Origin of the sequence: Streptomyces coerulescens, assembly GCF_042657965.1 — a bacterium.
Taxonomy (GTDB): domain Bacteria; phylum Actinomycetota; class Actinomycetes; order Streptomycetales; family Streptomycetaceae; genus Streptomyces; species Streptomyces coerulescens.
Genome location: NZ_JBHSKM010000002.1, coordinates 787,225 through 808,197, shown reverse-complemented (window position 1 = coordinate 808,197; position 20,973 = coordinate 787,225). Strand labels below are relative to the sequence as shown.

Annotated in this window: 17 protein-coding genes and 2 riboswitches; of the genes, 10 read left to right on the top strand and 7 right to left on the bottom strand. The window is 72.0% G+C overall.

Going from position 1 to position 20,973, the window contains the following annotated elements; genetic code table 11:
* Positions 1-45: 45 nt before the first annotated feature.
* The 3 genes from hydA to ACFPQ9_RS05100 all read left to right on the top strand — a co-directional run bounded on the left by hydA (position 46) and on the right by ACFPQ9_RS05100 (position 4,239).
* The gene (gene hydA / locus ACFPQ9_RS05110; protein WP_380847154.1) at positions 46-1,449 is read left to right on the top strand and encodes a dihydropyrimidinase; all 1,404 of its coding nucleotides are present in this window, start codon (positions 46-48) and stop codon (positions 1,447-1,449) included.
* A gap of 11 nt (positions 1,450-1,460) precedes the next feature.
* Positions 1,461-2,483, top strand: coding sequence for a TIGR03842 family LLM class F420-dependent oxidoreductase (locus ACFPQ9_RS05105; RefSeq protein WP_380847151.1), 1,023 nt, complete (start codon positions 1,461-1,463; stop codon positions 2,481-2,483).
* A 208-nt stretch (positions 2,484-2,691) separates the two neighbouring features.
* Complete coding sequence (locus ACFPQ9_RS05100; protein WP_380847148.1) at positions 2,692-4,239, top strand: NCS1 family nucleobase:cation symporter-1; 1,548 nt, start codon at positions 2,692-2,694, stop codon at positions 4,237-4,239.
* Positions 4,240-4,260: 21 nt separating this feature from the next.
* On the opposite strand, the gene ACFPQ9_RS05095 is transcribed toward ACFPQ9_RS05100, so the two are convergent.
* A complete protein-coding gene (locus tag ACFPQ9_RS05095; protein WP_380847145.1) occupies positions 4,261-4,929 on the bottom strand; it encodes a hypothetical protein in 669 nt (222 codons plus the stop codon).
* Between the two features lie 150 nt (positions 4,930-5,079).
* Positions 5,080-6,087 carry a carboxymuconolactone decarboxylase family protein gene (locus ACFPQ9_RS05090; RefSeq protein WP_380847142.1) on the bottom strand — a complete coding sequence of 336 codons (1,008 nt, stop codon included), beginning with the start codon at positions 6,085-6,087 and terminating at the stop codon, positions 5,080-5,082.
* 167 nt (positions 6,088-6,254) lie between these two features.
* Between ACFPQ9_RS05090 and ACFPQ9_RS05085 the strand changes: the two genes are divergently transcribed.
* Together ACFPQ9_RS05085 and ACFPQ9_RS05080 are read left to right on the top strand one after the other, a co-directional pair.
* On the top strand, positions 6,255-7,358 hold the full coding sequence (locus ACFPQ9_RS05085) for a sensor histidine kinase (protein WP_380847139.1): 1,104 nt from the start codon (positions 6,255-6,257) through the stop codon (positions 7,356-7,358).
* Positions 7,355-8,044 carry a response regulator gene (locus ACFPQ9_RS05080; protein ID WP_380847136.1) on the top strand — a complete coding sequence of 230 codons (690 nt, stop codon included), beginning with the start codon at positions 7,355-7,357 and terminating at the stop codon, positions 8,042-8,044. The genes ACFPQ9_RS05085 and ACFPQ9_RS05080 overlap by 4 nt, the downstream gene beginning before the upstream one ends.
* On the opposite strand, the gene meaB is transcribed toward ACFPQ9_RS05080, so the two are convergent.
* The 3 genes from meaB to ACFPQ9_RS05065 are packed head-to-tail and all read right to left on the bottom strand — an operon-like array spanning position 7,993 to position 12,994.
* On the bottom strand, positions 7,993-9,024 hold the full coding sequence (gene meaB, locus ACFPQ9_RS05075; RefSeq protein ID WP_380847133.1) for a methylmalonyl Co-A mutase-associated GTPase MeaB: 1,032 nt from the start codon (positions 9,022-9,024) through the stop codon (positions 7,993-7,995). The genes ACFPQ9_RS05080 and meaB overlap by 52 nt on opposite strands.
* Positions 9,021-11,192 carry a methylmalonyl-CoA mutase gene (scpA, locus tag ACFPQ9_RS05070; RefSeq protein ID WP_380847130.1) on the bottom strand — a complete coding sequence of 724 codons (2,172 nt, stop codon included), beginning with the start codon at positions 11,190-11,192 and terminating at the stop codon, positions 9,021-9,023. The genes meaB and scpA overlap by 4 nt, the downstream gene beginning before the upstream one ends.
* Entirely contained in the window at positions 11,192-12,994 is a 1,803-nt protein-coding gene (locus ACFPQ9_RS05065) for a methylmalonyl-CoA mutase family protein (protein WP_380847127.1), read from the bottom strand. The genes scpA and ACFPQ9_RS05065 overlap by 1 nt, the downstream gene beginning before the upstream one ends.
* A gap of 368 nt (positions 12,995-13,362) precedes the next feature.
* Between ACFPQ9_RS05065 and ACFPQ9_RS05060 the strand changes: the two genes are divergently transcribed.
* The 3 genes from ACFPQ9_RS05060 to ACFPQ9_RS05050 all read left to right on the top strand — a co-directional run bounded on the left by ACFPQ9_RS05060 (position 13,363) and on the right by ACFPQ9_RS05050 (position 14,837).
* Positions 13,363-13,584, top strand: a complete 222-nt coding sequence (locus tag ACFPQ9_RS05060; protein WP_147998663.1) for a CbtB domain-containing protein — start codon at positions 13,363-13,365, stop codon at positions 13,582-13,584.
* Between the two features lie 21 nt (positions 13,585-13,605).
* Positions 13,606-14,364 carry a CbtA family protein gene (locus ACFPQ9_RS05055; RefSeq protein WP_380847124.1) on the top strand — a complete coding sequence of 253 codons (759 nt, stop codon included), beginning with the start codon at positions 13,606-13,608 and terminating at the stop codon, positions 14,362-14,364.
* Positions 14,365-14,507: 143 nt separating this feature from the next.
* Positions 14,508-14,837, top strand: a complete 330-nt coding sequence (locus ACFPQ9_RS05050) for a hypothetical protein (RefSeq protein WP_380847121.1) — start codon at positions 14,508-14,510, stop codon at positions 14,835-14,837.
* A 16-nt stretch (positions 14,838-14,853) separates the two neighbouring features.
* Here ACFPQ9_RS05050 and ACFPQ9_RS05045 read toward each other — a convergent pair whose 3' ends face one another.
* The gene (locus ACFPQ9_RS05045; RefSeq protein ID WP_380847118.1) at positions 14,854-15,438 is read right to left on the bottom strand and encodes a histidine phosphatase family protein; all 585 of its coding nucleotides are present in this window, start codon (positions 15,436-15,438) and stop codon (positions 14,854-14,856) included.
* 96 nt (positions 15,439-15,534) lie between these two features.
* Positions 15,535-17,853: a 5-methyltetrahydropteroyltriglutamate--homocysteine S-methyltransferase gene (gene metE, locus ACFPQ9_RS05040; RefSeq protein ID WP_380847115.1), complete on the bottom strand. Its 2,319-nt coding sequence runs from the start codon at positions 17,851-17,853 to the stop codon at positions 15,535-15,537.
* Between the two features lie 155 nt (positions 17,854-18,008).
* Positions 18,009-18,230, bottom strand: a riboswitch (cobalamin riboswitch).
* A gap of 154 nt (positions 18,231-18,384) precedes the next feature.
* Positions 18,385-18,562, top strand: a riboswitch (cobalamin riboswitch).
* A gap of 57 nt (positions 18,563-18,619) precedes the next feature.
* On the opposite strand from metE, the gene ACFPQ9_RS05035 reads away from it, so the two are divergent.
* Together ACFPQ9_RS05035 and ACFPQ9_RS05030 are read left to right on the top strand one after the other, a co-directional pair.
* Positions 18,620-19,045, top strand: coding sequence for a (2Fe-2S) ferredoxin domain-containing protein (locus tag ACFPQ9_RS05035; RefSeq protein ID WP_380847112.1), 426 nt, complete (start codon positions 18,620-18,622; stop codon positions 19,043-19,045).
* Between the two features lie 52 nt (positions 19,046-19,097).
* A complete protein-coding gene (locus ACFPQ9_RS05030; protein ID WP_380847109.1) occupies positions 19,098-20,924 on the top strand; it encodes a gamma-glutamyltransferase family protein in 1,827 nt (608 codons plus the stop codon).
* The last annotated feature ends 49 nt before the right edge of the window (positions 20,925-20,973 follow it).

Sequence of the window (20,973 nt, the reverse complement as noted above, 5' to 3'; positions counted from 1 at the left end):
GACCAGCCACAAACGACCCGCACTCGACCACGAGGGAGAGGACCCATGACCGGCCGAACAGTAATCCGCGGCGGCCTAGTCATCACCGCGTCCGACGAGATCCACGCCGACGTCCTGATCGAGGACGGCCGTATCGCCGCCCTCGCCGCCGCCGGAACGCCCGCCGCCGAAGCCTGGACGGCCGAGCGGACCATCGACGCCACCGGGAAGTACGTCATCCCGGGCGGCGTCGACGTCCACACCCACATGGAGCTGCCGTTCGGCGGCACCTTCGCCTCCGACACCTTCGAGACCGGCACCCGGGCCGCCGCCTGGGGCGGCACGACCACGATCGTCGACTTCGCGGTACAGAGCGTCGGCCACAGCCTCCGCGAGGGCCTCGACGCCTGGCACGCCAAGGCCGAGGGCAACTGCTCCATCGACTACGGCTTCCACATGATCGTCTCCGATGTGAACGACGAGACGCTGAAGGAGCTGGACCTGCTGGTCGAGGAGGGGGTGACCAGCTTCAAGCAGTTCATGGCCTACCCCGGGGTCTTCTACTCCGACGACGGCCAGATCCTGCGCGCGATGCAGCGCTCCGCCGAGAACGGCGGCCTGATCATGATGCACGCCGAGAACGGCATCGCGATCGACGTGCTCGTCGAACAGGCGCTGGCCCGCGGCGAGACCGACCCCCGCTATCACGGAGAGGTCCGCAAGGCGCTTCTCGAAGCCGAGGCCACCCACCGGGCCATCAAGCTGGCGCAGGTCGCGGGCGCTCCGCTGTACGTCGTGCACGTCTCGGCGACGGAGGCGGTGGCCGAGCTGGCACGCGCGCGTGACGAAGGGCTCAACGTCTTCGGCGAGACCTGCCCGCAGTACCTGTTCCTGTCCACAGACAATCTCGCCGAGCCGGACTTCGAGGGCGCGAAGTACGTGTGCAGTACGCCGCTGCGGCCGCGTGAGCACCAGGCCCAGCTGTGGAAGGGGCTCAGGACGAACGACCTCCAGGTCGTCTCCACCGACCACTGCCCCTTCTGCTTCGTGGGCCAGAAGGAGCTGGGGCGCGGGGACTTCTCGAAGATCCCCAATGGCCTTCCGGGTGTCGAGAACCGGATGGACCTGCTCCATCAGGCCGTCGTCGACGGTCACATCACCCGCCGGCGCTGGATCGAGATCGCCTGCGCGACCCCGGCCCGGATGTTCGGCATGTACCCGAAGAAGGGCACGATCGCCCCGGGCGCCGACGCCGACGTCGTGATCTACGATCCGCGGGCCGAACAGGTGATGTCCGCCGACACCCACCACATGAACGTCGATTACTCGGCGTACGAGGGCAAACGGACCACCGGCCGGGTCGAGACCGTCCTCTCGCGCGGCGAACTCGTCATCACCGAGCGGGAGTACACCGGTCACGCCGGGCACGGTGTCTACACGCCCCGCTCCACCTGTCAGTACCTCAACTAGGAGCGGAGCACATGGACTTCGGACTCGTCCTGCAGACCGACCCACCCGCCTCGCGGGTCGTCGGGCTGATGAAACGCGCCGAGCGCAGCGGGTTCACCCACGGCTGGACCTTCGACTCGGCGGTGCTGTGGCAGGAGCCGTTCGTCATCTACAGCCAGATCCTGGCCAACACGGAGAAGCTGACCGTCGGGCCCATGGTGACCAACCCGGGCACCCGCACCTGGGAGGTCACCGCCTCCACCTTCGCCACCCTCAACGACATGTTCGGCAACCGCACGGTCTGCGGCATCGGCCGCGGCGACTCGGCGATGCGTGTCGCCGGCCGCAAGCCCAACACCCTCGCCCGGATCAGCGAGGCCATGAAGGTCATCCGGGCGCTCGGCAGCGGCCGGGAGGCCGACCTCGGCGGCGGCACGGTCGTCAGGTTCCCGTGGATCAAGCCCGGCGCCGAACTCCCCGTGTGGATGGCGGCGTACGGTCCGAAGGCGCTGAAGATGACCGGTGAGGAGGCCGACGGGTTCATCCTCCAGCTCGCCGACCTCTATCTGACCGAGTACATGGTCAAGGCCGTGAAGGACGCGGCGGTCGCGGCCGGCCGTGACCCCGCCGAGGTGAAGATCTGCGTGGCCGCCCCGGCGTACGTCACCGAGGACGACTCGCCCGAGAAGCTCGCGCACGCCCGCGAGCAGTGCCGCTGGTTCGGCGGGATGGTCGGCAACCACGTGGCCGACCTGGTGTCCAAGTACGGCGAGCACTCCGCCGCCGTGCCCGACGAACTCACCGACTACATCAAGGCCCGTGAGGGCTACGACTACTCCCATCACGGGCGTGCCGACAACCCGGACACCGCGTTCGTGCCCGACGAGATCGTCGACCGGTTCTGCCTCATCGGCCCGGTCGAGAAGCACATCGAGAAGCTGAACGCCCTGCGCGAGCTGGGCGTCGACCAGTTCGCCGTCTACGACATGCACGACGCGCAGGAAGCGGTGATCGACGCGTACGGCTCGTCGGTCATCCCCGTCATCAACTCCTGATATCCGTACGGGAGTTCACGCACAACGACACCGCTCCACCGACCCCCCACCCCTTGGCTCCCTCCCCACCGGCCCCGGCCTCCCCGCCGTCCCGGGGAGGGGAGGGGTGGCGGGGCCCGGGGAAGGGTGGGCCGCACCCACTCGTCCCCGTCGCCCCGCCGGCCCCCGCACGGCCTCTCCCGTTCCCGTCCGATCGATTGGCCTGCTCATGACCAATACAGTCCCCAAGGGGTCACCGATATCGCAGTCCGCCGACTCCGGCGGCCGGATCGAACTGGCCCCCGAGGCGTTCCCCGCCGACAGCCCCTTCGCCAACGAGGATCTGCGTCCCGTCCCGGTCGCCGAGCGCAAGTGGACGACGTACAACTTCGCGGCCCTGTGGATCTCGATGGCCCACTGCATCCCCAGCTGGACCCTGGCCTCCGGCCTGGTCGCGCTCGGCATGGACTGGAAGCAGGCCGTCTTCACCATCGCGCTGGCCAACGTCATCGTGCTGCTGCCGATGCTGGCCACCGGGCACGCCGGACCCAAGTACGGCATACCCTTCCCGGTCCTCGCGCGGGCCTCCTTCGGGCTGCGCGGCGCCAACATCCCGGCGATGATCCGGGCGGCCGTGGCCTGCGGCTGGTTCGGCATCCAGACCTGGATCGGCGGCAGCGGCATCTTCGCGCTCGGCTCCAAGCTCACCGGGGGCCACTGGGAGAACGCGGGCAAGATCGCCGGCAACCCCTGGCCGCTGTGGCTGTGCTTCATCCTCTTCTGGGCCGTGCAGATCGCGATCATCTATCGCGGCATGGACTTCCTCCGGCACTTCGAGAACTGGGCCGCGCCCTTCGTGATCGTCGGCGCGCTGGTGCTGCTGGTCTGGATCGCGGTCAAGGCGGACGGGTTCGGCGCACTCCTCGACCAGCCCTCGAAGCTCGGCTGGGGCCCCGACTTCTGGCCGGTCTTCTTCCCGTCCCTGATGGGCATGATCGGCTTCTGGGCGACCCTCTCCCTCAACATCCCCGACTTCACCCGCTTCGGCGCCAGCCAGCGGGCACAGACCTGGGGACAGTCCCTCGGTCTGCCGACGACCATGACGCTCTTCGCGATCCTCGCCGTCCTGGTCACCTCCGGCTCCGAGGTCGTCTACGGCGAGGCCATCTGGGACCCGGTCGCCCTGGCGGCCAAGACCGACAACGCCTTCGGCCTGCTCTTCGCCCTCGTCGTGGTGCTGATCGCGACGGTCTCCGTGAACATCGCGGCGAACGTGGTCTCCCCCGCGTACGACCTGGCGAACCTGGCGCCGAAGCTCATCAACTTCCGTACGGGCGCGCTGATCACGGGTGTCGTCGGCATCCTGATCTTCCCGTGGAAGCTGATCTCCACCCCGGAGTTCTACATCTTCACCTGGCTCGGCGTGGTCGGCGGCCTGCTCGGCACGGTCGCGGGCATCCTGATCGCCGACTACTGGATCGTCCGCCGCACGGTCCTGCACCTCGCCGACCTGTACACGCCCGGCGGGCGCTACTGGTACTCCTCGGGCTGGAACTGGCGCGCCATCGCCGCCTTCGCCGTCGGCGGCGTCCTCGCGGTCGGCGGCTCGTACTCGGGGGTGGGTGCGAACGGCGCGAAGACCGGGCCGTTCCCGGTCGACGGGCTGATCCCGTTCCTCAAGCCGCTCGCCGACTACGGCTGGGCGGTGGGCCTGGCCACCTCGCTGGTGCTGTACGTGGTGCTGATGGGCGGACGCAAGGAACACGCGGAGGCCTGACGGCCCCGCCGGGGAGGACGGTCAGCCCTTCTGGCCGTCCTCCAGGGCGGCGACCGCTTCCTTCGCCGCCTTGATCGCACCCTTGTTGATGTCGTCGGTGCCGGGCGCCTTCTTCGACTCGAAGTCGCTTCCGCTGTAGGTGATGGAGACCAGCGCGTTGGACGCGCGGACCAGCACCGTGCCCTCGCGGGTCTGCTGCCCGTTCTCGGTGCTGAGGTTCACCACGGAGTACCCCGAGTCGCCGACTCCGGGCACGGCGCCCCCGCCGCTCTTGTCCGCGACGCGCCCCTTGTAGGACTCCTCGGCCGCCTCGTCCGACGCGGTGATCTCGTAGGACACGTCCAGCCAGCGGTACTCGTAGCCCTTGAGCGCGTTCCACGAGCAGGTGCGGCGCAGCTTGGCGTCGGAGGAGGGGATCTCCTTGCCGGCCGTCTTGGCGCCGGGCACGAGGTCCTTTATCGACTTCGAGCCCAGGCTCGCGCACGGCGAGGGGGCGGCGGCGTACGTCTTCGACGCCGCCGCCGTCGCGGGAGCCGAGGGCGAGTCCTCGTCCGTCTTCTGTGCCGCCGGCCGGTCCTCGGCGGCCGGCGTCGTGGCGGGTCCGGACGACAGCGCCCAGCCCGCGGCGGCGAGCACGACGACCGGCGACAGTCGTGCGGTGAGGGCGAGCGGCAAGGGAAGAGAACGCACGGCGCACTTCTCGTGGGGGATGGTGCGGAAGGAGTCCGCACTGCGGACGGGACGCCAGTGTCACATGACTCCCTGTGAGGCGGAAGGGCCAACTCGCTCCGTGCTGACGCCATTACGGACGGGTCGCGATTACGTGGTGCCCTGGGCGAATTACACAGCCTCCTGGCTGATTTGGGCGGAAAGTGCACTTTCGATGCGGTCCACGGCGATGAAGGCGCCGTACGCGACGAGATGCACCAGACAGTGGTCCGTGTGCTCCGGCCGCCGCCACGCCGCCACGTCCTCGTCCGTGATGCGGTACGGCGCCAGCGCGGCCAGCAGCGCCAGCCGCGCACCGGGACGCTCCCGGCGGTCCCAGATCCCGTCCAGGCCGAGCGGCGGATGCGTGCCGTCCCAGTCCTGGAGGGCCGCCTCCACGAGGTCGTGGTCCTCGGCGTCGAGCAGACCCGCGCCCCTCATGGCCGCCCTGAGCAGCGAGGCGTACGCGACCCCGACGGGTGTGCCGCGTGCCCACGCGGGCGCCTCGCCGGGGTCGATGTCGTCGAGCAGCGCCAGTGACTGGCCGGGGCGAGCGGTGCGGCGCACGGTCCGGGACAGCGCGCGCCCCGCGATGCTCCGTACCGCCCGGAAGCGCTGGGCGCCCGCCGGGAGCAGGTTCTCGGTCAGCAGGGCCGACGCGATCCGGTTGATGAAGTGGAAGGTGAGCGCGGTGCCGACGTAGGCGGGGGCGTGCTCGCGCGGGAAGGGGTACGGCTCCAGGTCGGCGCCCGGCACACGTGTGTGCCGTCCCCAGGCGAGCAGGCGCGCGTGCTCCGCGTCCTGCGGAGTCTCCCCGCGGGCCACCCGCTCGGCGAGCGCGTGGTCGCCTGTGGCGTGCAGCAGCACGGTGTGCGCGTCCACGCAGAACGGACACCTGTTGGCGAGCGACACCCCGAGCGCCACCAGCTCCTTGCCGGTCCGGCTGCCCGGACCCGCGATGAGCGACTCGCGCAGCAACGCCCAGGCGGGGGCGAGGAGTTCGGGTGCGGAAGACAGGACCACGAAGGTGGCGGGCTCGGAGACGCCGAAGTCGAGGGCGATCTGCGCGTACACCTCGGCGACGGTGCCGGCGGCTGATGCGGGCGGCAGGGGTTCGGTGTGACGGAAGGGTGTGGACATGGGCAGTAGCGTGCGCCGCCGGGGCCGTGCGGGTCGTCGTACCGGCGAACGGAGTCGGGGCTGCGCCGACGGGGCGGGCCGGTGTGCCGCAGTACTGCGCCGGGAGTAGTCCAGGAGCCGTCCACAGGGCTGACGTCGCTGTCGGTGGCGCCGTCTAGTGTGCGGGCATGAGCGGGCATCGAATCACACGCGAGCGGTTCGCCGACGCGACCGTCGCGGTCGTGACCGGCGCGATCACCGTGCTCGCCGCCGTGGCGGACGACCGCGCCGGCCCCCTCGACTGGGCGCTGATCGTGGCCGGTTCACTGGCCCTGGCCGCCCACCGAGCCGCCCCGCGCCCGGTGCTCGCGATCACGACGGGCTGCCTCCTCGCCGAGGTCCTGCATGCCGCGCCCGCCGCCGGCTTGGCGATCCCCGTCGTGGGTGCCGTGCACACGGCGTCACGGGCGGGACACCGGGGCACGGCCGCGGCGGTGGCCGCCCTCTTCCTCGGCGGATACGTCGCCGCCGGCTCGGCAGCCTCGGACGTCGTACGCGAGGCACTGCTGCTCGCCGGATGGTTCCTGTGCGCGGTCGTCACCGGCCTCGCCGACCGCAACTGGCAGGCGTATCTGCGCCAGACCGAGCAGCGCGCCCTGGAGGCCGAACGCACCCGCGAGGAAGCGGCACTGCGCCGAGCGGGCGAGGAACGCCTGCGCATAGCAAGGGAGTTGCACGACTCCCTCACCCACAGCATCTCCATCGTCAAGCTCCAGGCCGGCGTCGCCGTGCACCTCGCCCGCAAGCGCGGCGAGGACGTGCCGCCCGCCCTGCTCGCCATCCAGGAGGCGAGCGGCGAGGCCATGCGCGAACTGCGCGCCACGCTGGAGGTGCTGCGCACCGACGAGCCGACCGGCACGCCCGCGCTGCTGGTGGAACGGGCGCGGGCCGCCGGGCTCGCGGTCGACCTGACCGTGACGGGGGACGAGCGCCCACTCGCGGCGACCGTCGACCGGGCCATGTACCGCATCGTCCAGGAGGCGCTCACCAACGCGGCCCGGCACGCCGGTCCCGCCAAAGTGACCGTACAACTCACCTACGGAGAAGGCGACTTGACGATACGCGTCGAGGACGACGGCACCGCCGACCCGGCCCGTCCGCCCACCGCCGGCATCGGCCTGACCGGTATGCGCGAGCGCGTCACGGCTCTCGGCGGCACCCTGGAGGCCGCCCCGCGAGCGGAGGGCGGGTTCGCGGTGCTGGCGCGGCTGCCGCTGGGGGAGACGGGATGACGGGCGACGTGATCAGGGTGGCGCTCGTCGACGACCAGGCGCTGATGCGTGCGGGATTCCGTGCCCTGCTGGACGCCGAGGACGGCATCGAGGTGGTCGGTGAGGCGGGGGACGGCGAGCGGGGCCTGGAGCTGATCCGTGCGCAGGTGCCCGACATCGCGCTGATCGATGTGCAGATGCCGGTGATGACGGGCATCGAGGCGACCCGCCGTATCGCCGCGGACCCCGCCCTCGCCGCCGTCCGGGTGGTGATCCTCACCAACTACGGCCATGACGAGTACGTCTTCGAGGCGTTGCGGGCCGGCGCGAGCGGCTTCCTGCTGAAGGACACCGAACCGGCCGACCTGCTCCAGGCGATCGAGGTGGTGGCCCGCGGCGAGGCGCTGCTGTCCCCGGCGGTCACCCGCACCCTCATCGGCGAGTTCGTCTCCCGCCCTCCGGACCGGGCCACGGCACCCGGTCTGGAGGGGCTGACCCGACGCGAACGCGAGGTGACGGCGCTGGCGGCGCGCGGGCTGACGAACGAGGAGATCGCCGCGCACATGGTGATCAGCCCCTTCACGGCGAAGACCCACATCAGCCGGGCGATGACCAAGCTGGGCGCACGGGACCGGGCCCAACTCGTGGTGTTCGCCTATGAGTCCGGGCTGGTGGCGCCGCGGGCTTCCGACACCTCGGTGAGCTGATCGGGCACGCCCTCGAACGCCGCGAGGATCCGTCCGGCGGCCAGTGTCGCCGTCAACGCGCCGTCCCTGACCTGCTGTTCGAGCCCCGGCGCTACCGCCCGCACCGACGGGTCGGCGTTGAGGCGGCCCAGGAGTTCGTCGCGGACCATGGTCCAGGTCCAGTCGACCTGCTGGTCACGCCGTTTGGCGGCGAGCCCGCCGGTGGAGTCGAGCAGGGTGCGGTGCTGTTCGAGCCGGTCCCAGACGGTGTCCAGGCCGATCGACTCGCGGCCGCTGCAATGCAGCACGGGCGGGGTCCAGGCGGCGTCCTTGCCGTGCATCAGCCGCAGGGCGCCGGCCAGTTCCCGCGCGGCGGCACGCGCGTCGCGCTCGTGCGGGCCGTCGGCCTTGTTGACGGCGAGCACGTCCGCCAGTTCCAGGACGCCCTTCTTGATGCCCTGGAGCTGATCGCCCGTGCGGGCCAGCGTCAGCAGCAGGAAGGAGTCGACCATGTTCGCGACCGCGGTCTCGGACTGGCCGACGCCGACGGTCTCCACCAGGATCACGTCGTAGCCGGCCGCCTCCATCACCACGATCGACTCACGGGTGGCCTTGGCGACCCCGCCCAGTGTGCCCGCCGTGGGGGAGGGGCGGATGAAGGCCGCCGGGTCGACCGCCAGCCGCTCCATCCGTGTCTTGTCACCCAGGATCGACCCGCCCGTACGGCTGGAGGACGGGTCGACGGCCAGCACCGCGACCCGGTACCCCAGCCCCGTGAGCATCGTTCCGAACGCGTCGATGAACGTCGACTTCCCGACACCCGGCACCCCGCTGACGCCGATGCGCCGCGCCTTCCCGCTGTGCGGCAGCAGCTCGGTGAGCAACTGCTGTGCCAGCGCGCGGTGCTGGGGCCGGGTGGACTCGACGAGGGTGATGGCGCGCGCGACGATCGCCCGCTTCCCGTCGAGCACACCCTTCACATAGGCGTCGAGATCGATCACAGCTCGTGCCCGAGGTCGCCCGCCAGCCTCCGTACCAGGTCGTAGGCCGCGTCCGGGATCACGGTCCCGGGCGGGAAGACGGCCGCCGCACCCATCTCCAGGAGCGTCGGCACGTCCTGGGGCGGGATGACCCCGCCGACCACGATCATGATGTCCTCGCGGCCCTCCTCGGCCAGCGCCTCCTTGAGCGCCGGTACGAGGGTGAGGTGTCCGGCGGCCAGCGACGACACCCCGACGATGTGCACGTCCGCCTCGACGGCCTGGCGGGCCACCTCGGCGGGCGTCTGGAACAGCGGGCCGACGTCCACGTCGAAGCCGAGGTCGGCGAACGCGGTCGCGATCACCTTCTGGCCGCGGTCATGACCGTCCTGGCCCATCTTGGCGACCAGGATGCGCGGGCGGCGCCCCTCTGCCTCCTCGAAGTCGGACACGAGGGTGCGGGTGCGGTCCACGGACGGCGACTCCCCGGCTTCGTTGCGGTACACGCCCGTGATGGTACGGATCTGGCTCGCGTGCCGGCCGTACACCTTCTCCAGGGCGTCCGAGATCTCCCCGACGGTGGCCTTCGCGCGGGCCGCGTTCACCGCCAGCTCCAGCAGGTTGCCCTCGCCTCCGGCGGCCCGGGTCAGGGCGTCCAGCGCCTCCTGGCAGGCCGTCTCGTCCCGCTCCGCCCGCAGCCGCCGCAGCTTCTCGATCTGCTGGGCGCGCACGGAGGAGTTGTCGACCTTGAGGACCTCGATCGCCTCGTCGTTCTCCACCCGGTACTTGTTCACGCCGATCACCGGCTGGCGCCCGGAGTCGATGCGGGCCTGCGTACGGGCCGCCGCCTCCTCGATACGCAGCTTGGGGATGCCGGCGTCGATCGCCTTGGCCATGCCGCCGGCCGCCTCGACCTCCTCGATGTGCTGCCAGGCCCGGCGCGCGAGGTCGTACGTCAGCTTCTCGACGTAGGCGCTGCCGCCCCACGGGTCGATGACCCGGGTCGTGCCCGACTCCTGCTGGATCATCAGCTGGGTGTTGCGCGCGATACGGGCCGAGAAGTCCGTGGGCAGCGCGAGCGCCTCGTCGAGCGCGTTGGTGTGCAGCGACTGCGTGTGGCCCTGCGTCGCCGCCATCGCCTCCACGCACGTACGCGTGACGTTGTTGAACACGTCCTGCGCCGTCAGCGACCAGCCCGAGGTCTGCGAATGGGTGCGCAGCGAAAGGGACTTGGTGTTCTTCGGGTCGAACTGCTTCACCAGCTTCGCCCACAGCAGGCGCGCCGCGCGCAGCTTGGCGACCTCCATGAAGAAGTTCATGCCGATCGCCCAGAAGAACGAGAGGCGGGGCGCGAACGCATCCACGTCCAGGCCGGCCTCACGGCCCGCGCGGATGTACTCCACGCCGTCCGCGAGCGTGTACGCCAGCTCCAGATCGGCCGTCGCACCGGCCTCCTGGATGTGATAGCCGGAGATGGAGATCGAGTTGTAGCGCGGCATCCGCTGCGAGGTGAAGGCGAAGATGTCGGAGATGATCCGCATCGACGGCTTCGGCGGATAGATGTAGGTGTTGCGGACCATGAACTCCTTGAGGATGTCGTTCTGGATGGTCCCGGCCAACTTCTCGGGCGCTACGCCCTGTTCCTCCGCCGCCACGATGTACAGGGCGAGTACGGGGAGCACCGCGCCGTTCATCGTCATCGACACGGTCATCTTGTCCAGCGGGATGCCGTCGAAGAGCTGCCGCATGTCGTAGATCGAGTCGATCGCCACGCCCGCCATGCCGACGTCACCGGTCACGCGCGGGTGGTCGCTGTCGTAACCCCGGTGCGTGGGCAGGTCGAAGGCGACCGACAGGCCCTTCTGGCCGGCCGCCAGATTGCGGCGGTAGAAGGCGTTGGACTCCTCGGCGGTGGAGAAGCCCGCGTACTGGCGGATCGTCCAGGGCTGGTTGACGTACATCGTCGGGTACGGGCCGCGCAGATACGGCGCCATGCCCGGGTAGGTGCCCAGGAAGTCCAGGCCCTCCAGGTCACGGCCGGTGTACAGCGGCTTGACCGCGATGCCCTCCGGGGTCTCCCAGAAGGCCCCGTCGCTGCCGGCCGCCTTCCGCCACTCGTCGACGCCGACGTCGGTCCTCGGCTCCCCGAGCTCGATCCCGGAGAAGTCGGGGATGGAAGAGGCGGACATCAGGACACTCCCATGCGGTCGAGGGCGGCGGACAGCACGGCGACGGCGTCACAGCCCGCGAAGACGTACGAGTCGACACCGGGGTGGTTCCCGGGCCGCCCGGCGAGGAACACATGCGAGGCACCGGCGCCCTTGAGTTGCCGGGTCACCGCCTCCGCCTGCTCCTCGTACAGGGCGTCACTGGAGCACAGGCACACCTCGGTGGCGCCGCTCTCCTCGAACGTGCCCTCGGTGACGGGCTCGATGCCGCCCGCCTGGAACAGGTTGGAGGCGAAGGTCAGGCGTGCCGTGTGCGCGGCGGCCGGGCCGAGCGCCGCCAGGAAGATCCGCGGGCGGGAGCCGGTCGCGGCCAGGTGGGCGTCGGAGCGGGCGCGCAGCGCCTCGTACGCCTCGTCGCGCCGGACGCGCGGGAGGCCGCCCGAGCGGGGCTCGGGGGCGGGCTCGCGCTGCACGAGCGGCTCGGCGAGGTTCGGGAACTCGCTGACGCCGGTGACCGGTTCACGGCGCTTGGCGAGCTTGCCGGAGCGGGTCTCCCAGGTGTCGGCGAGGTCCTGGCCCAGCTGTCCCGAGCGGAGCGCGGCCGCAGGGCCGCCCGCCCGCTCGATGCGCTGGAAGAACTCCCAGCCCGCCTCGGCCAGTTCGTCGGTGAGCCGTTCCACGTACCAGGAGCCTCCCGCCGGGTCGATCACCCGGGCCAGGTGCGACTCCTCGATGAGGATCGTGGACGTGTTGCGGGCGATGCGGCGCGCGAACGCGTCCGGCAGGCCGAGCGCGTGGTCGAACGGCAGCACCGTCACGGACTCGGCGCCGCCGACGCCGGCGGCCAGCGTGGCGACCGTCGTGCGCAGCATGTTCACCCAGGGGTCGCGGCGCGACATCATCACCGGCGAGGTGACCGCGTGCTGCACCTGTGCGCTCGGCGCCCCGCACACCTCGGTCACCCGCGCCCACAGCCGGCGCGCGGCGCGCAGCTTGGCGATGGTCAGGAACTGGTCGGCGGTCGCGGCATAGCGGAACTCCAGCTGCGCGGCGGCCCGTTCGACCGTCAGTCCGGCCTCGTCGAGCTCGCGCAGATACGCGACGCCGGTCGCCAGCGAGGCGCCCAGCTCCTGCGCGGCCGAGCCGCCGGCCTCGTGGTACGGCAGCGCGTCCACGGTCAGTGCCCGCAGCCCCGGGTACTCCTCGGCGCACAGCCGCGCCAGCGCGGCGGCCGGGGCGAACTCGGACGACTCGCCGGTCCGGGCCTCGTGGCCCAGCGGGTCCGCGCCGAGGTTGCCGCGCGCCGCCTCCTTGGCGACGCCCCGCTCCTCGTACAGGCGGAGCAGCTCACGCGCGGCGGGCTCCGTCTCGGTGCCCGCGTCGAGGACGACCGGGGCCAGGTCGAGGTAGACACCGGCCAGGGCGCGGCCGAGGTCGGTCACCGGGATGCCGCCCTCGCCGAGGACCAGCCAGAGCGACGTGACGCCGTTCTCCAGGTCCGCGAGCACCACGCCGTCGGTGAGCGCCGTGTGCCGCTGCCGCACGTCCCAGCCGCCGGCCGTGTTGCCGTCGGCACTCGAGCCTCGGACGAACGGGGCGAACCCGGGCAGACCGGCATCGGGCGCGGCGTCACGCGCGCTGTACAGAGGGCGGGTGCGCAACCCGTCCTCCAGGGCAGTGGACAGAGCCTCTTCCGCAGCCGTACCCGAGACGTCCTTGCCCGCCTTGCGCAGCACACCTGCCACCAGGTGTTGCCACTGCTCATGGGTTGCGTCAGGGAACTCGGCGGCCAGCGAGAGCCCGTCGTCAGGCAGGACCGTCATGCTCGGATGCTAGGTCAGATCGACAAAGGAGCAGCAGTGGGGACGGCTGTGACCTTGCCCTCTCCCGCATTGTGACCTGGATCTCCGCCGGATTCCGGGCGGCCGGGGAAGGGGCGTTCCGCGGCTTTCGTCGCAGGTAAAGGTTCGGTCAGAGCAGGGCCCGGCAGGCCCGCCCGCCATGGGGCATGTCCCGGTCGAGCGGTACGGTCGGGGCGATATCGACGACGGTACGACGGAAGCCGGTGGGAATCCGGCACGGTCGCGCCACTGTATGCCGCCCCGTTCGCGAGAGGCGGTGAGTCAGACCCGGGGCCGTCGTCCTGTGCACCACCGAGATGGGACGCGAACTCCCTTAAGGAGGCTCTGCCATGGCGCAGCATGTCGCCCAGCCGACCGCCACCACCCCCGCTCTCCCCGCCAAGCTGCCGATCGGTGCGATCGTCCCATGGGCGGTCTTCTTCGGCATCCTGATGCTGGTCCTGCTGTACTTCGTCGGCGCCGAACAGGGCGCCACCTCCGTCGTCTCCGGCGAGGACGTCCACGAGTGGGTGCACGACGCCCGCCACCTGCTCGGCTTCCCCTGCCACTGACGACCGGGAGCCGCAACCCTCATGAACTCCGCAACCGTGAGAAACCTGCTCGTGCGGGGCATGCTCGCCGGCCTCGCCGCGGGCGTCCTCGCGCTGATCGTGGCGTACGTCCTCGGTGAGCCGAGCGTCGACAAGGCGATCGGCTTCGAGGAGGCCCACGCCGCCGGGCACGAGCACGAGGTCGAACTCGTCTCCCGCAGCCTCCAGTCCACCGCCGGCCTCGCCACCGGTGTCCTGATCTACGGCGTCTCCTTCGGCGGCATCGCCGCTCTCGCCTACTGCTTCGCCCTCGGCCGACTCGGCCGCTTCACCCCGCGGGCCACCGCGCTGCTGCTGTCCGGCTGCGCGCTGCTCGCCGTCTATGTCGTGCCGTTCCTGAAGTACCCGGCCAACCCGCCCGCCGTCGGCGACCCCGACACCATCGGCAGGCGGACCACCCTGTACTTCCTGATGATGGTGCTCGGCGTCCTGCTCGCGGTGGCCGCGACCATCCTGGGCAAGCGCCTCGCTCCGAGACTGGGCACCTGGTACGCCACCGTCGCCGCAGTGGCCGCGTTCGCCCTGGTCATCGGTCTGGCGTACGCGTTCCTACCGGCCGTCAACGAGGTCCCCGCGGACTTCCCGGCCACCGTCCTGTGGCGGTTCCGGCTGTCCGCGCTGGCCATGCAGGTCACGCTGTGGACGGGCTTCGGGCTCGTCTTCGGCGAGCTGGCCGAGCGACTGCTGAACCCCAGGCCGGCCACCACGGCACCGGCCTCGGCGGTGGCCGCGACCGGCTGACCGGGAAACGCTCACGCGCGAGGGCCCGCGGAACCATCCGGGGGCCCTTTCGCGTTCCTCGGGCACCGAATCGATCGGACAGACAGGGCAGGGACAACGGCCGATCACCCGCCGGTCCTTCCGGCGGGGAGCGGAGGAGTCGAGTGGCCAGACATCCACAGCCGCGCCGCATCACGCTCGGCGGCCGCGAGGCGGTGGCACTCACCGTGGAGGAGTACGAGCAACTCATCGCCAGCCGACGGCAGATCGGCGGCCAGAGCGCCCGGGTGCGTGTACTCGGCCAGCAGGCCAGACGGACCGAGCAGCTGTTGCGGGCCCTGGAGACACTGGTCGCGGAGCCGCCGGAACGCTGCCGCGCCCACCCGGACAGGGCGTGCGCAGGCGATGCCATGACGCAGACGGACACCGACCCGGGCTGTCTGCGCTGTGCCGTCGCGGACCTGCTGCGCCGCCACCGCGACACGGCGTCCTGACGCCCGGGAGCCCTCGCTAGTCGGCGTCCGGCCCGGCAAGGGGCCGCCCCAGCCGCAGGTTCCAGCGCCCGGTCCGTCCACTGAGCTCCGTCGCCGTCAGCGGGGCCACATCGAGACGCCAGAAGGCGGCCGCGGGCATGCCGAGCGCGTGCACCACGGCCGCGCGGACGACCTCGGGCTCGACCACGGCGAGCGTACGGCCGTCCAGGTCCCGCGCGGCCGCCAGCCACCCGGCGACCCGGTCGCAGAACTCCCGTACCGATTCACCCCCGTGCGGCGCGCACTCCGGGTCGGTGCGCCAGCGGCCCACCGACTCCGGCTCGGCGGCGCTCACCTCGTCGAGCGTGCGGCCCCGCCAGCGGTCCATGTCCGGCCCCGCGAGCTCCGGTACCGCCGGGCCGCGCAGACCGAGCGCCTCGGCCGTCTCCCGGCAGCGCAGGACGGGCGAGGTGAGCACCCGGGCGGCCGTGGGCAGGGTCCCGGCGGCCGCGCGGGCGTGCGCCGTGCCGGTGGCGTCGAGCGGGGTCCGGCCGTCGTCGAAGCGGGCCCGGCGCAGTGCCGCGTTCATCGCGGGTGAGATGAAGGTGACGCGGCTGGTCACGCGGTCGCTCCTCCTGCCGGGGTCATGCCGTGCTCCGGCTGCCCTGGGCGGGCCCCCACCGCCCGAGCGGTGAGGGCCCTGGTCCGGTCGGACGGGTCAGGACGCGGACAGCTCGCTCCGTACCGTACGGGCCGCCGCCACCAGGTTCTCCAGCGAGGCCCGGGTCTCCGGCCAGCCGCGGGTCTTCAGACCGCAGTCGGGGTTGACCCACAGCCGCTCGGCGGGGATCGCCCGCAGACCGGTGCGCAGCAGTTCGGCGGCCTCCCGCGCGCTCGGCACCCGCGGCGAGTGGATGTCGTAGACACCCGGCCCGGCCTCGCGCGGATAGCCGTGCGCGGCGAGCTCGCGGGCGACCTGCATGTGCGAGCGCGCGGCCTCCAGGCTGATGACGTCCGCGTCGAGGTCGTCGATGGCCTGGACGATGTCGCCGAACTCGGCGTAGCACATATGGGTGTGGATCTGGGTGTCCGGCCGGACCCCGCCGGTGGTGAGCCGGAACGCCTCCGTGGCCCAGGCGAGATACCCGTCGCGGTCCGCGGCGCGCAGCGGCAGGGTCTCCCGCAGCGCGGGTTCGTCGACCTGGATGACGGAAGTGCCGCCCGCCTCCAGGTCGTTCACCTCGTCGCGCAGGGCCAGCGCGACCTGCCGGGCGGTCTCGCCGAGCGGCTGGTCGTCGCGGACGAAGGACCAGGCGAGCATCGTGACCGGCCCGGTGAGCATGCCCTTGACCGGGCGGGAGGTCAGGGACTGGGCGTACGCCGTCCAGCGCACCGTCATCGGCTCGGGCCGGGAGATGTCGCCGGCCAGGATCGGCGGGCGGACGTAGCGGGTGCCGTAGGACTGCACCCAGCCGTGCTGCGTGGCGAGACAGCCGGTGAGCTGCTCGGCGAAGTACTGGACCATGTCGTTGCGTTCGGGCTCGCCGTGCACCAGGACGTCGATGCCGGTCTTCTCCTGGAAGGCGACGACCTCCTGGATCTCGGCCCTGACGCGCTGCTCGTAGGCGGCCGTGCCGATCCGGCCGGCCCGCAGGTCGGCGCGCGCCGTGCGCAGCTCGCCGGTCTGCGGGAACGAGCCGATCGTGGTGGTCGGCAGCAACGGCAGCCTGAGATGGGCGCGTTGGGCCGCGGCCCGCTCGGCGTACGGCTGCGAGCGGCGGGCGTCCGCCGCGGTGACGGCCGCCGCACGGGACCGCACGGCCGCGTCCCGGGTGATCGGCGAGCCGGCCCGGGAGGCCAGGTCGGCCCGGTTGGCGGCGAGTTCGGCGGTGATCGCGCCGGTGCCCCGGGACAGGCCCTTGGCGAGCGTGACCACCTCGGCGGTCTTCTGCCGGGCGAAGGCAAGCCAGCGCAGGATCTGCGGTTCGATGTCCCGCTCCGCCGCCGCGTCCAGCGGCACGTGCAGCAGGGAGCAGGAGGCCGCGACGTCGACCCGGTCCGCGAGGCCCAGCAGGGTGCCGAGCGTGGCGAGCGACGCCGACAGGTCGTTGACCCAGACGTTGCGGCCGTTGACGACACCGGCCACCAGCCGCTTCCCGGGCAGCCCGCCCACCGAGGCGAGCGCCTGGAGGTTGGCGCCCGCGGCCTCGGTGAAGTCCAGCGCCAGCCCCTCGACCGGCGCCTTGGCCAGCACGGGCAGCGCCTCGCCGAGCCGGTCGAAGTACGAGGCGACCAGCAGCCTCGGCCGGTCGGTGCGGTCGCCGAGGTCACGGTAGGCGCGCCCGGCGGCGTTCAGTTCGGCCGGGCTGCGGTCCTGGACGAGAGCCGGCTCGTCCAGCTGGACCCATTCGGCGCCCGCCGCGCGCAGGTCGGCCAGGATCCGCGCGTACACCGGCAGCAGCCGGTCCAGCAGGGTGAGCGGTTCGAAGTCCGCGGCGGCCCCGGGCGCCGGCTTGGCGAGCAGCAGGTAGGTGACCGGGCCGACCAGGACCGGCCGGGCGGCCAGGCCCAGTGCCAGGGCCTCCTTCAGCTCGGCGACCTGCTTGGTGGAGTCCGCCGTGAAGACGGTGTCCGGGCCCAACTCGGGCACGAGATAGTGGTAGTTGGTGTCGAACCACTTCGTCATCTCCAGCGGCGCGACGTCCTGCGTGCCGCGGGCCATGGCGAAGTAGCCGTCCAGGGCGTCGGTCTCGACGGCGACGCGATGCCGCTCGGGGATCGCACCGACGGCGACGGTGGTGTCCAGGACGTGGTCGTAGTACGAGAAGTCGCCGGTCGGCACCTCGTGGATGCCGGCGTCGGCGAGCCGGCGCCAGTTGACGCGGCGCAGTCCGGCGGCGGTGGTACGGAGGGCTTCGGCGGTGACACGGCCCTTCCAGTAGCCCTCGATCGCCTTCTTCAGTTCCCGGTCCGGGCCCTGGCGGGGGTAGCCGTACACGGTGGCCCGTGCTGCCGCGGCTGCGGGCTTGGTGGTCACGGAGATCTCCTTCGCGAGATGAATCCCTGAGATCCCGGCGACGGGACGAGAGCGCGAAGGGGCGACGGACCGGACGGCAGCGGCCGCAGGGCCGTCCGCTCGGTCAGGTACGCCGACCCGCCCTCGAGGTCACCGGGATGTCCGCGCACGAGTGGTTCGCGCACGGGCAGTTGGCAGGTCTTCGGACTCGCGGGCACGTCCTCACCTCGTGAGGACACCTACTGGCCGTCGCTTCCCAGGCCCGGTACGTCGGGCTCAGTGCTGATGACGGCGGTCGTTCCCGCTCACCGCTGCGGGGCAGTCCCGGATTCCCACCGGGTTCCCTCTTACGACACCCCGCCTGGCGGACGGGGCGAACCAGCTGCACGGATCAGCCTACCCGGCCGTACGTGTGGAACCCTCGGCCGCTCTTGCGGCCCTGCAACCCCGCCTCGACCATGCGCTGGAGCAGCGGGGAGGGGCGTAGAGGGGCTCCTTGAACTCCTCGCAGAGGGACTCGGCGATCGAGACGACCTGAGCGGGGTACGGAGTTGATAGCCTCGACGGGCCAGTCGAGCCACATCCGAGGCCAGGGAATCCGGTGCGAATCCGGAACTGACGCGCAGCGGTGAGGGGGACGGGCGGGGCACGCGAAGCCACTGGGAGACCGGGAAGGCGCCCCGACCGGACGAACCCGAGTCCGAAGACCTGCTGGCACCTCCGCGCCGCCGCGGCGGCGCGGACGTCCACAGGCCAGGCTCCGCGTACGAGCCCCGACACCCGAGGCATGCCCGTGCTCCCGTCCCGCCCCGCGTCCCGCACCTCATCGGCGTCCGCGCCGACCGAACCCGCACCGTGCCGTGTCGTCGTCTGCCGGGACTGCTGCTGCGGCACCCCGAAGGTGACCGGCGTCGATCACGCGCAGCAGACCGCGCGCCTCGCCGAGAACGTGCCCGTGCGCGTCTCCGACTGCCTCGACGTGTGCGAACACGCCAACGTCATCGTCGTCCAGCCCTCCGCCACCGCCCGCGCGTCCGGCGCCCGCCCCGTCTGGCTCGGCCTCGTCAACGACCCCGACGCCACCGAGGACATCATCACCTGGGTCAGGGCCGGCGGCCCCGGCGTCGCACCCTGCCCCGACGTGCTCGCCCTCTACACCTTCACCCCACCCCGGGCGGCCCGAGACACGGCAAGGTTGAAGCCTGAACGGTAAGTGCCTGAAGATCGGACGGACCGATCCGCGCGACAGCGAGGTGAGAGACCCGATGTTCACCACACGTCCCACCCTCCAGGGCACCTTCGGCATGGTGTCCTCCACCCACTGGCTCGCCTCGCAGTCCGCGATGGCCGTGCTGGAGGGCGGGGGCAACGCGTACGACGCCGCCGTGGCGGGCGCGTTCGTGCTGCACGTGGTCGAGCCGCACCTCAACGGACCGGCCGGAGAGGTGCCGATCATCGTCGCCCCGGCCGGCGGCGAGGTGCGGGTGCTGTGCGGACAGGGGCCGGCGCCGGCCGGGGCGACCGTCGCGCACTACCGGGAACTCGGACTCCAGCTGGTGCCGGGGACCGGGCCGCTGGCCGCCGCCGTGCCCGGCGCCTTCGACGCCTGGATGCTGCTGCTGCGGGACCACGGGACCCGGTCCCTCGCGGAGGTGCTCCGGTACGCCATCGGATACGCCGAACACGGGCACGCGCCGGTGGAACGGGTCGGCGAGACCGTGGAGACCGTGCGGGAACTGTTCGAGACCGAATGGATGTCGTCGGCCGAGGTGTATCTGCCGGACGGCAGGGCGCCCCGCCCCGGGGAGCTGTTGCGCAATCCCGCCCTCGCCGCCACCTGGAAGCGGCTGCTCGACGAGGTCTCGGGGGCCGGCGACCGGGTCGCGCAGATCGAGGCCGCCCGCGAGGTGTGGCGCTCCGGCTTCATCGCCGAGGCCCTGGTACGGCAGGCCGGGCGCCCGACCATGGACACCAGCGGCGAGCGGCACTCCGGCACGCTCACGGCCGCCGACCTCACCGGCTGGTCCGCGACCTACGAGACGCCCGTGACGTACGACTGGAACGGCTGGACCGTGTGCAAGGCCGGCCCCTGGAGTCAGGGCCCCGTCCTCCTCCAGCAGCTCGCGCTGCTCCCGCCCGAGCTGCCGCGGTACGGCTCCGCCGAGTACGTCCATCTGCTGATCGAGGGCTGCAAGCTGGCCATGGCCGACCGGGAGGCCTGGTACGGCGACGCGGCCGAGGTGCCACTGGCCGAGCTGCTGTCGGACGAGTACAACGCCGCCCGGCGGGAGCTCGTCGGCGAGAAGGCCTCCCACGAGCTACGGCCCGGCAGCCCCGGCGGACGCACCCCGCGCCTGTGCGCGCACGCGGGCGTGGTGGCCGACGCGGAGCCCGGCTTCGACGTGCTGGGCATCGGGGAGCCGACCGTCGCCAAGCGCCCGACGTCCCCGGTGCCGGGCGAGCCCGACGTCGCCGCCGACGGCGGGACCCGCGGCGACACCTGCCACCTCGACATCGTCGACCGCTGGGGCAACATGATCGCGGCGACCCCCAGCGGAGGCTGGCTCCAGTCCAACCCGGTCGTGCCCGAACTGGGCTTCCCGCTCGGCACCCGGCTACAGATGACCTGGCTGGAGGAGGGACTGCCGAACTCCCTGACGCCGGGCCGGCGGCCCCGCACCACCCTCACGCCCTCCGTCGCCCTGCGCGACGGGGTGCCCGTCATGGCTTTCGGCACGCCCGGCGGGGACCAGCAGGACCAGTGGCAGCTGCACTTCCTCCTCGCGGTCGCCCTGCGCGGCCGGGTCCGCGGCGGCCTCGACCTCCAGGGCGCGATCGACGCCCCGAACTGGCACAACGACAGCTTCCCCGGCTCCTTCTATCCGCGCGGGATGCGGCCGGGCAGCGTCACCGTGGAGTCCCGGACGGATCCCGCGGTGGTGGCGGAGCTACGGCGGCGCGGTCATGAGGTGACCGTCGGTGACGCCTGGTCGGAGGGCCGGCTGTGCGCGGTGGCGCGGGACCCGGAGACCGGCGTCCTGTCCGCCGCGGCGAATCCGCGGGGAATGCAGGGCTACGCCGTGGGGCGCTGAGAAAAACGCCGGCTCAGGCTTCTGACCTGCTGATACCCGCCCCTCATAT

Excerpts from the sequence above, each read along its gene's own strand:
- hydA (WP_380847154.1), top strand. The coding sequence starts at position 46 with ATGACCGGCCGAACAGTAATCCGCGGCGGCCTAGTCATCACCGCGTCC.
- ACFPQ9_RS05105 (WP_380847151.1), top strand. The coding sequence starts at position 1,461 with ATGGACTTCGGACTCGTCCTGCAGACCGACCCACCCGCCTCGCGGGTC.
- ACFPQ9_RS05100 (WP_380847148.1), top strand. The coding sequence starts at position 2,692 with ATGACCAATACAGTCCCCAAGGGGTCACCGATATCGCAGTCCGCCGAC.
- ACFPQ9_RS05090 (WP_380847142.1), bottom strand. The coding sequence starts at position 6,087 with ATGTCCACACCCTTCCGTCACACCGAACCCCTGCCGCCCGCATCAGCC.
- ACFPQ9_RS05085 (WP_380847139.1), top strand. The coding sequence starts at position 6,255 with ATGAGCGGGCATCGAATCACACGCGAGCGGTTCGCCGACGCGACCGTC.
- ACFPQ9_RS05080 (WP_380847136.1), top strand. The coding sequence starts at position 7,355 with ATGACGGGCGACGTGATCAGGGTGGCGCTCGTCGACGACCAGGCGCTG.
- scpA (WP_380847130.1), bottom strand. The coding sequence starts at position 11,192 with ATGTCCGCCTCTTCCATCCCCGACTTCTCCGGGATCGAGCTCGGGGAG.
- ACFPQ9_RS05065 (WP_380847127.1), bottom strand. The coding sequence starts at position 12,994 with ATGACGGTCCTGCCTGACGACGGGCTCTCGCTGGCCGCCGAGTTCCCT.
- ACFPQ9_RS05060 (WP_147998663.1), top strand. The coding sequence starts at position 13,363 with ATGGCGCAGCATGTCGCCCAGCCGACCGCCACCACCCCCGCTCTCCCC.
- ACFPQ9_RS05055 (WP_380847124.1), top strand. The coding sequence starts at position 13,606 with ATGAACTCCGCAACCGTGAGAAACCTGCTCGTGCGGGGCATGCTCGCC.
- ACFPQ9_RS05035 (WP_380847112.1), top strand. The coding sequence starts at position 18,620 with ATGCCCGTGCTCCCGTCCCGCCCCGCGTCCCGCACCTCATCGGCGTCC.
- ACFPQ9_RS05030 (WP_380847109.1), top strand. The coding sequence starts at position 19,098 with ATGTTCACCACACGTCCCACCCTCCAGGGCACCTTCGGCATGGTGTCC.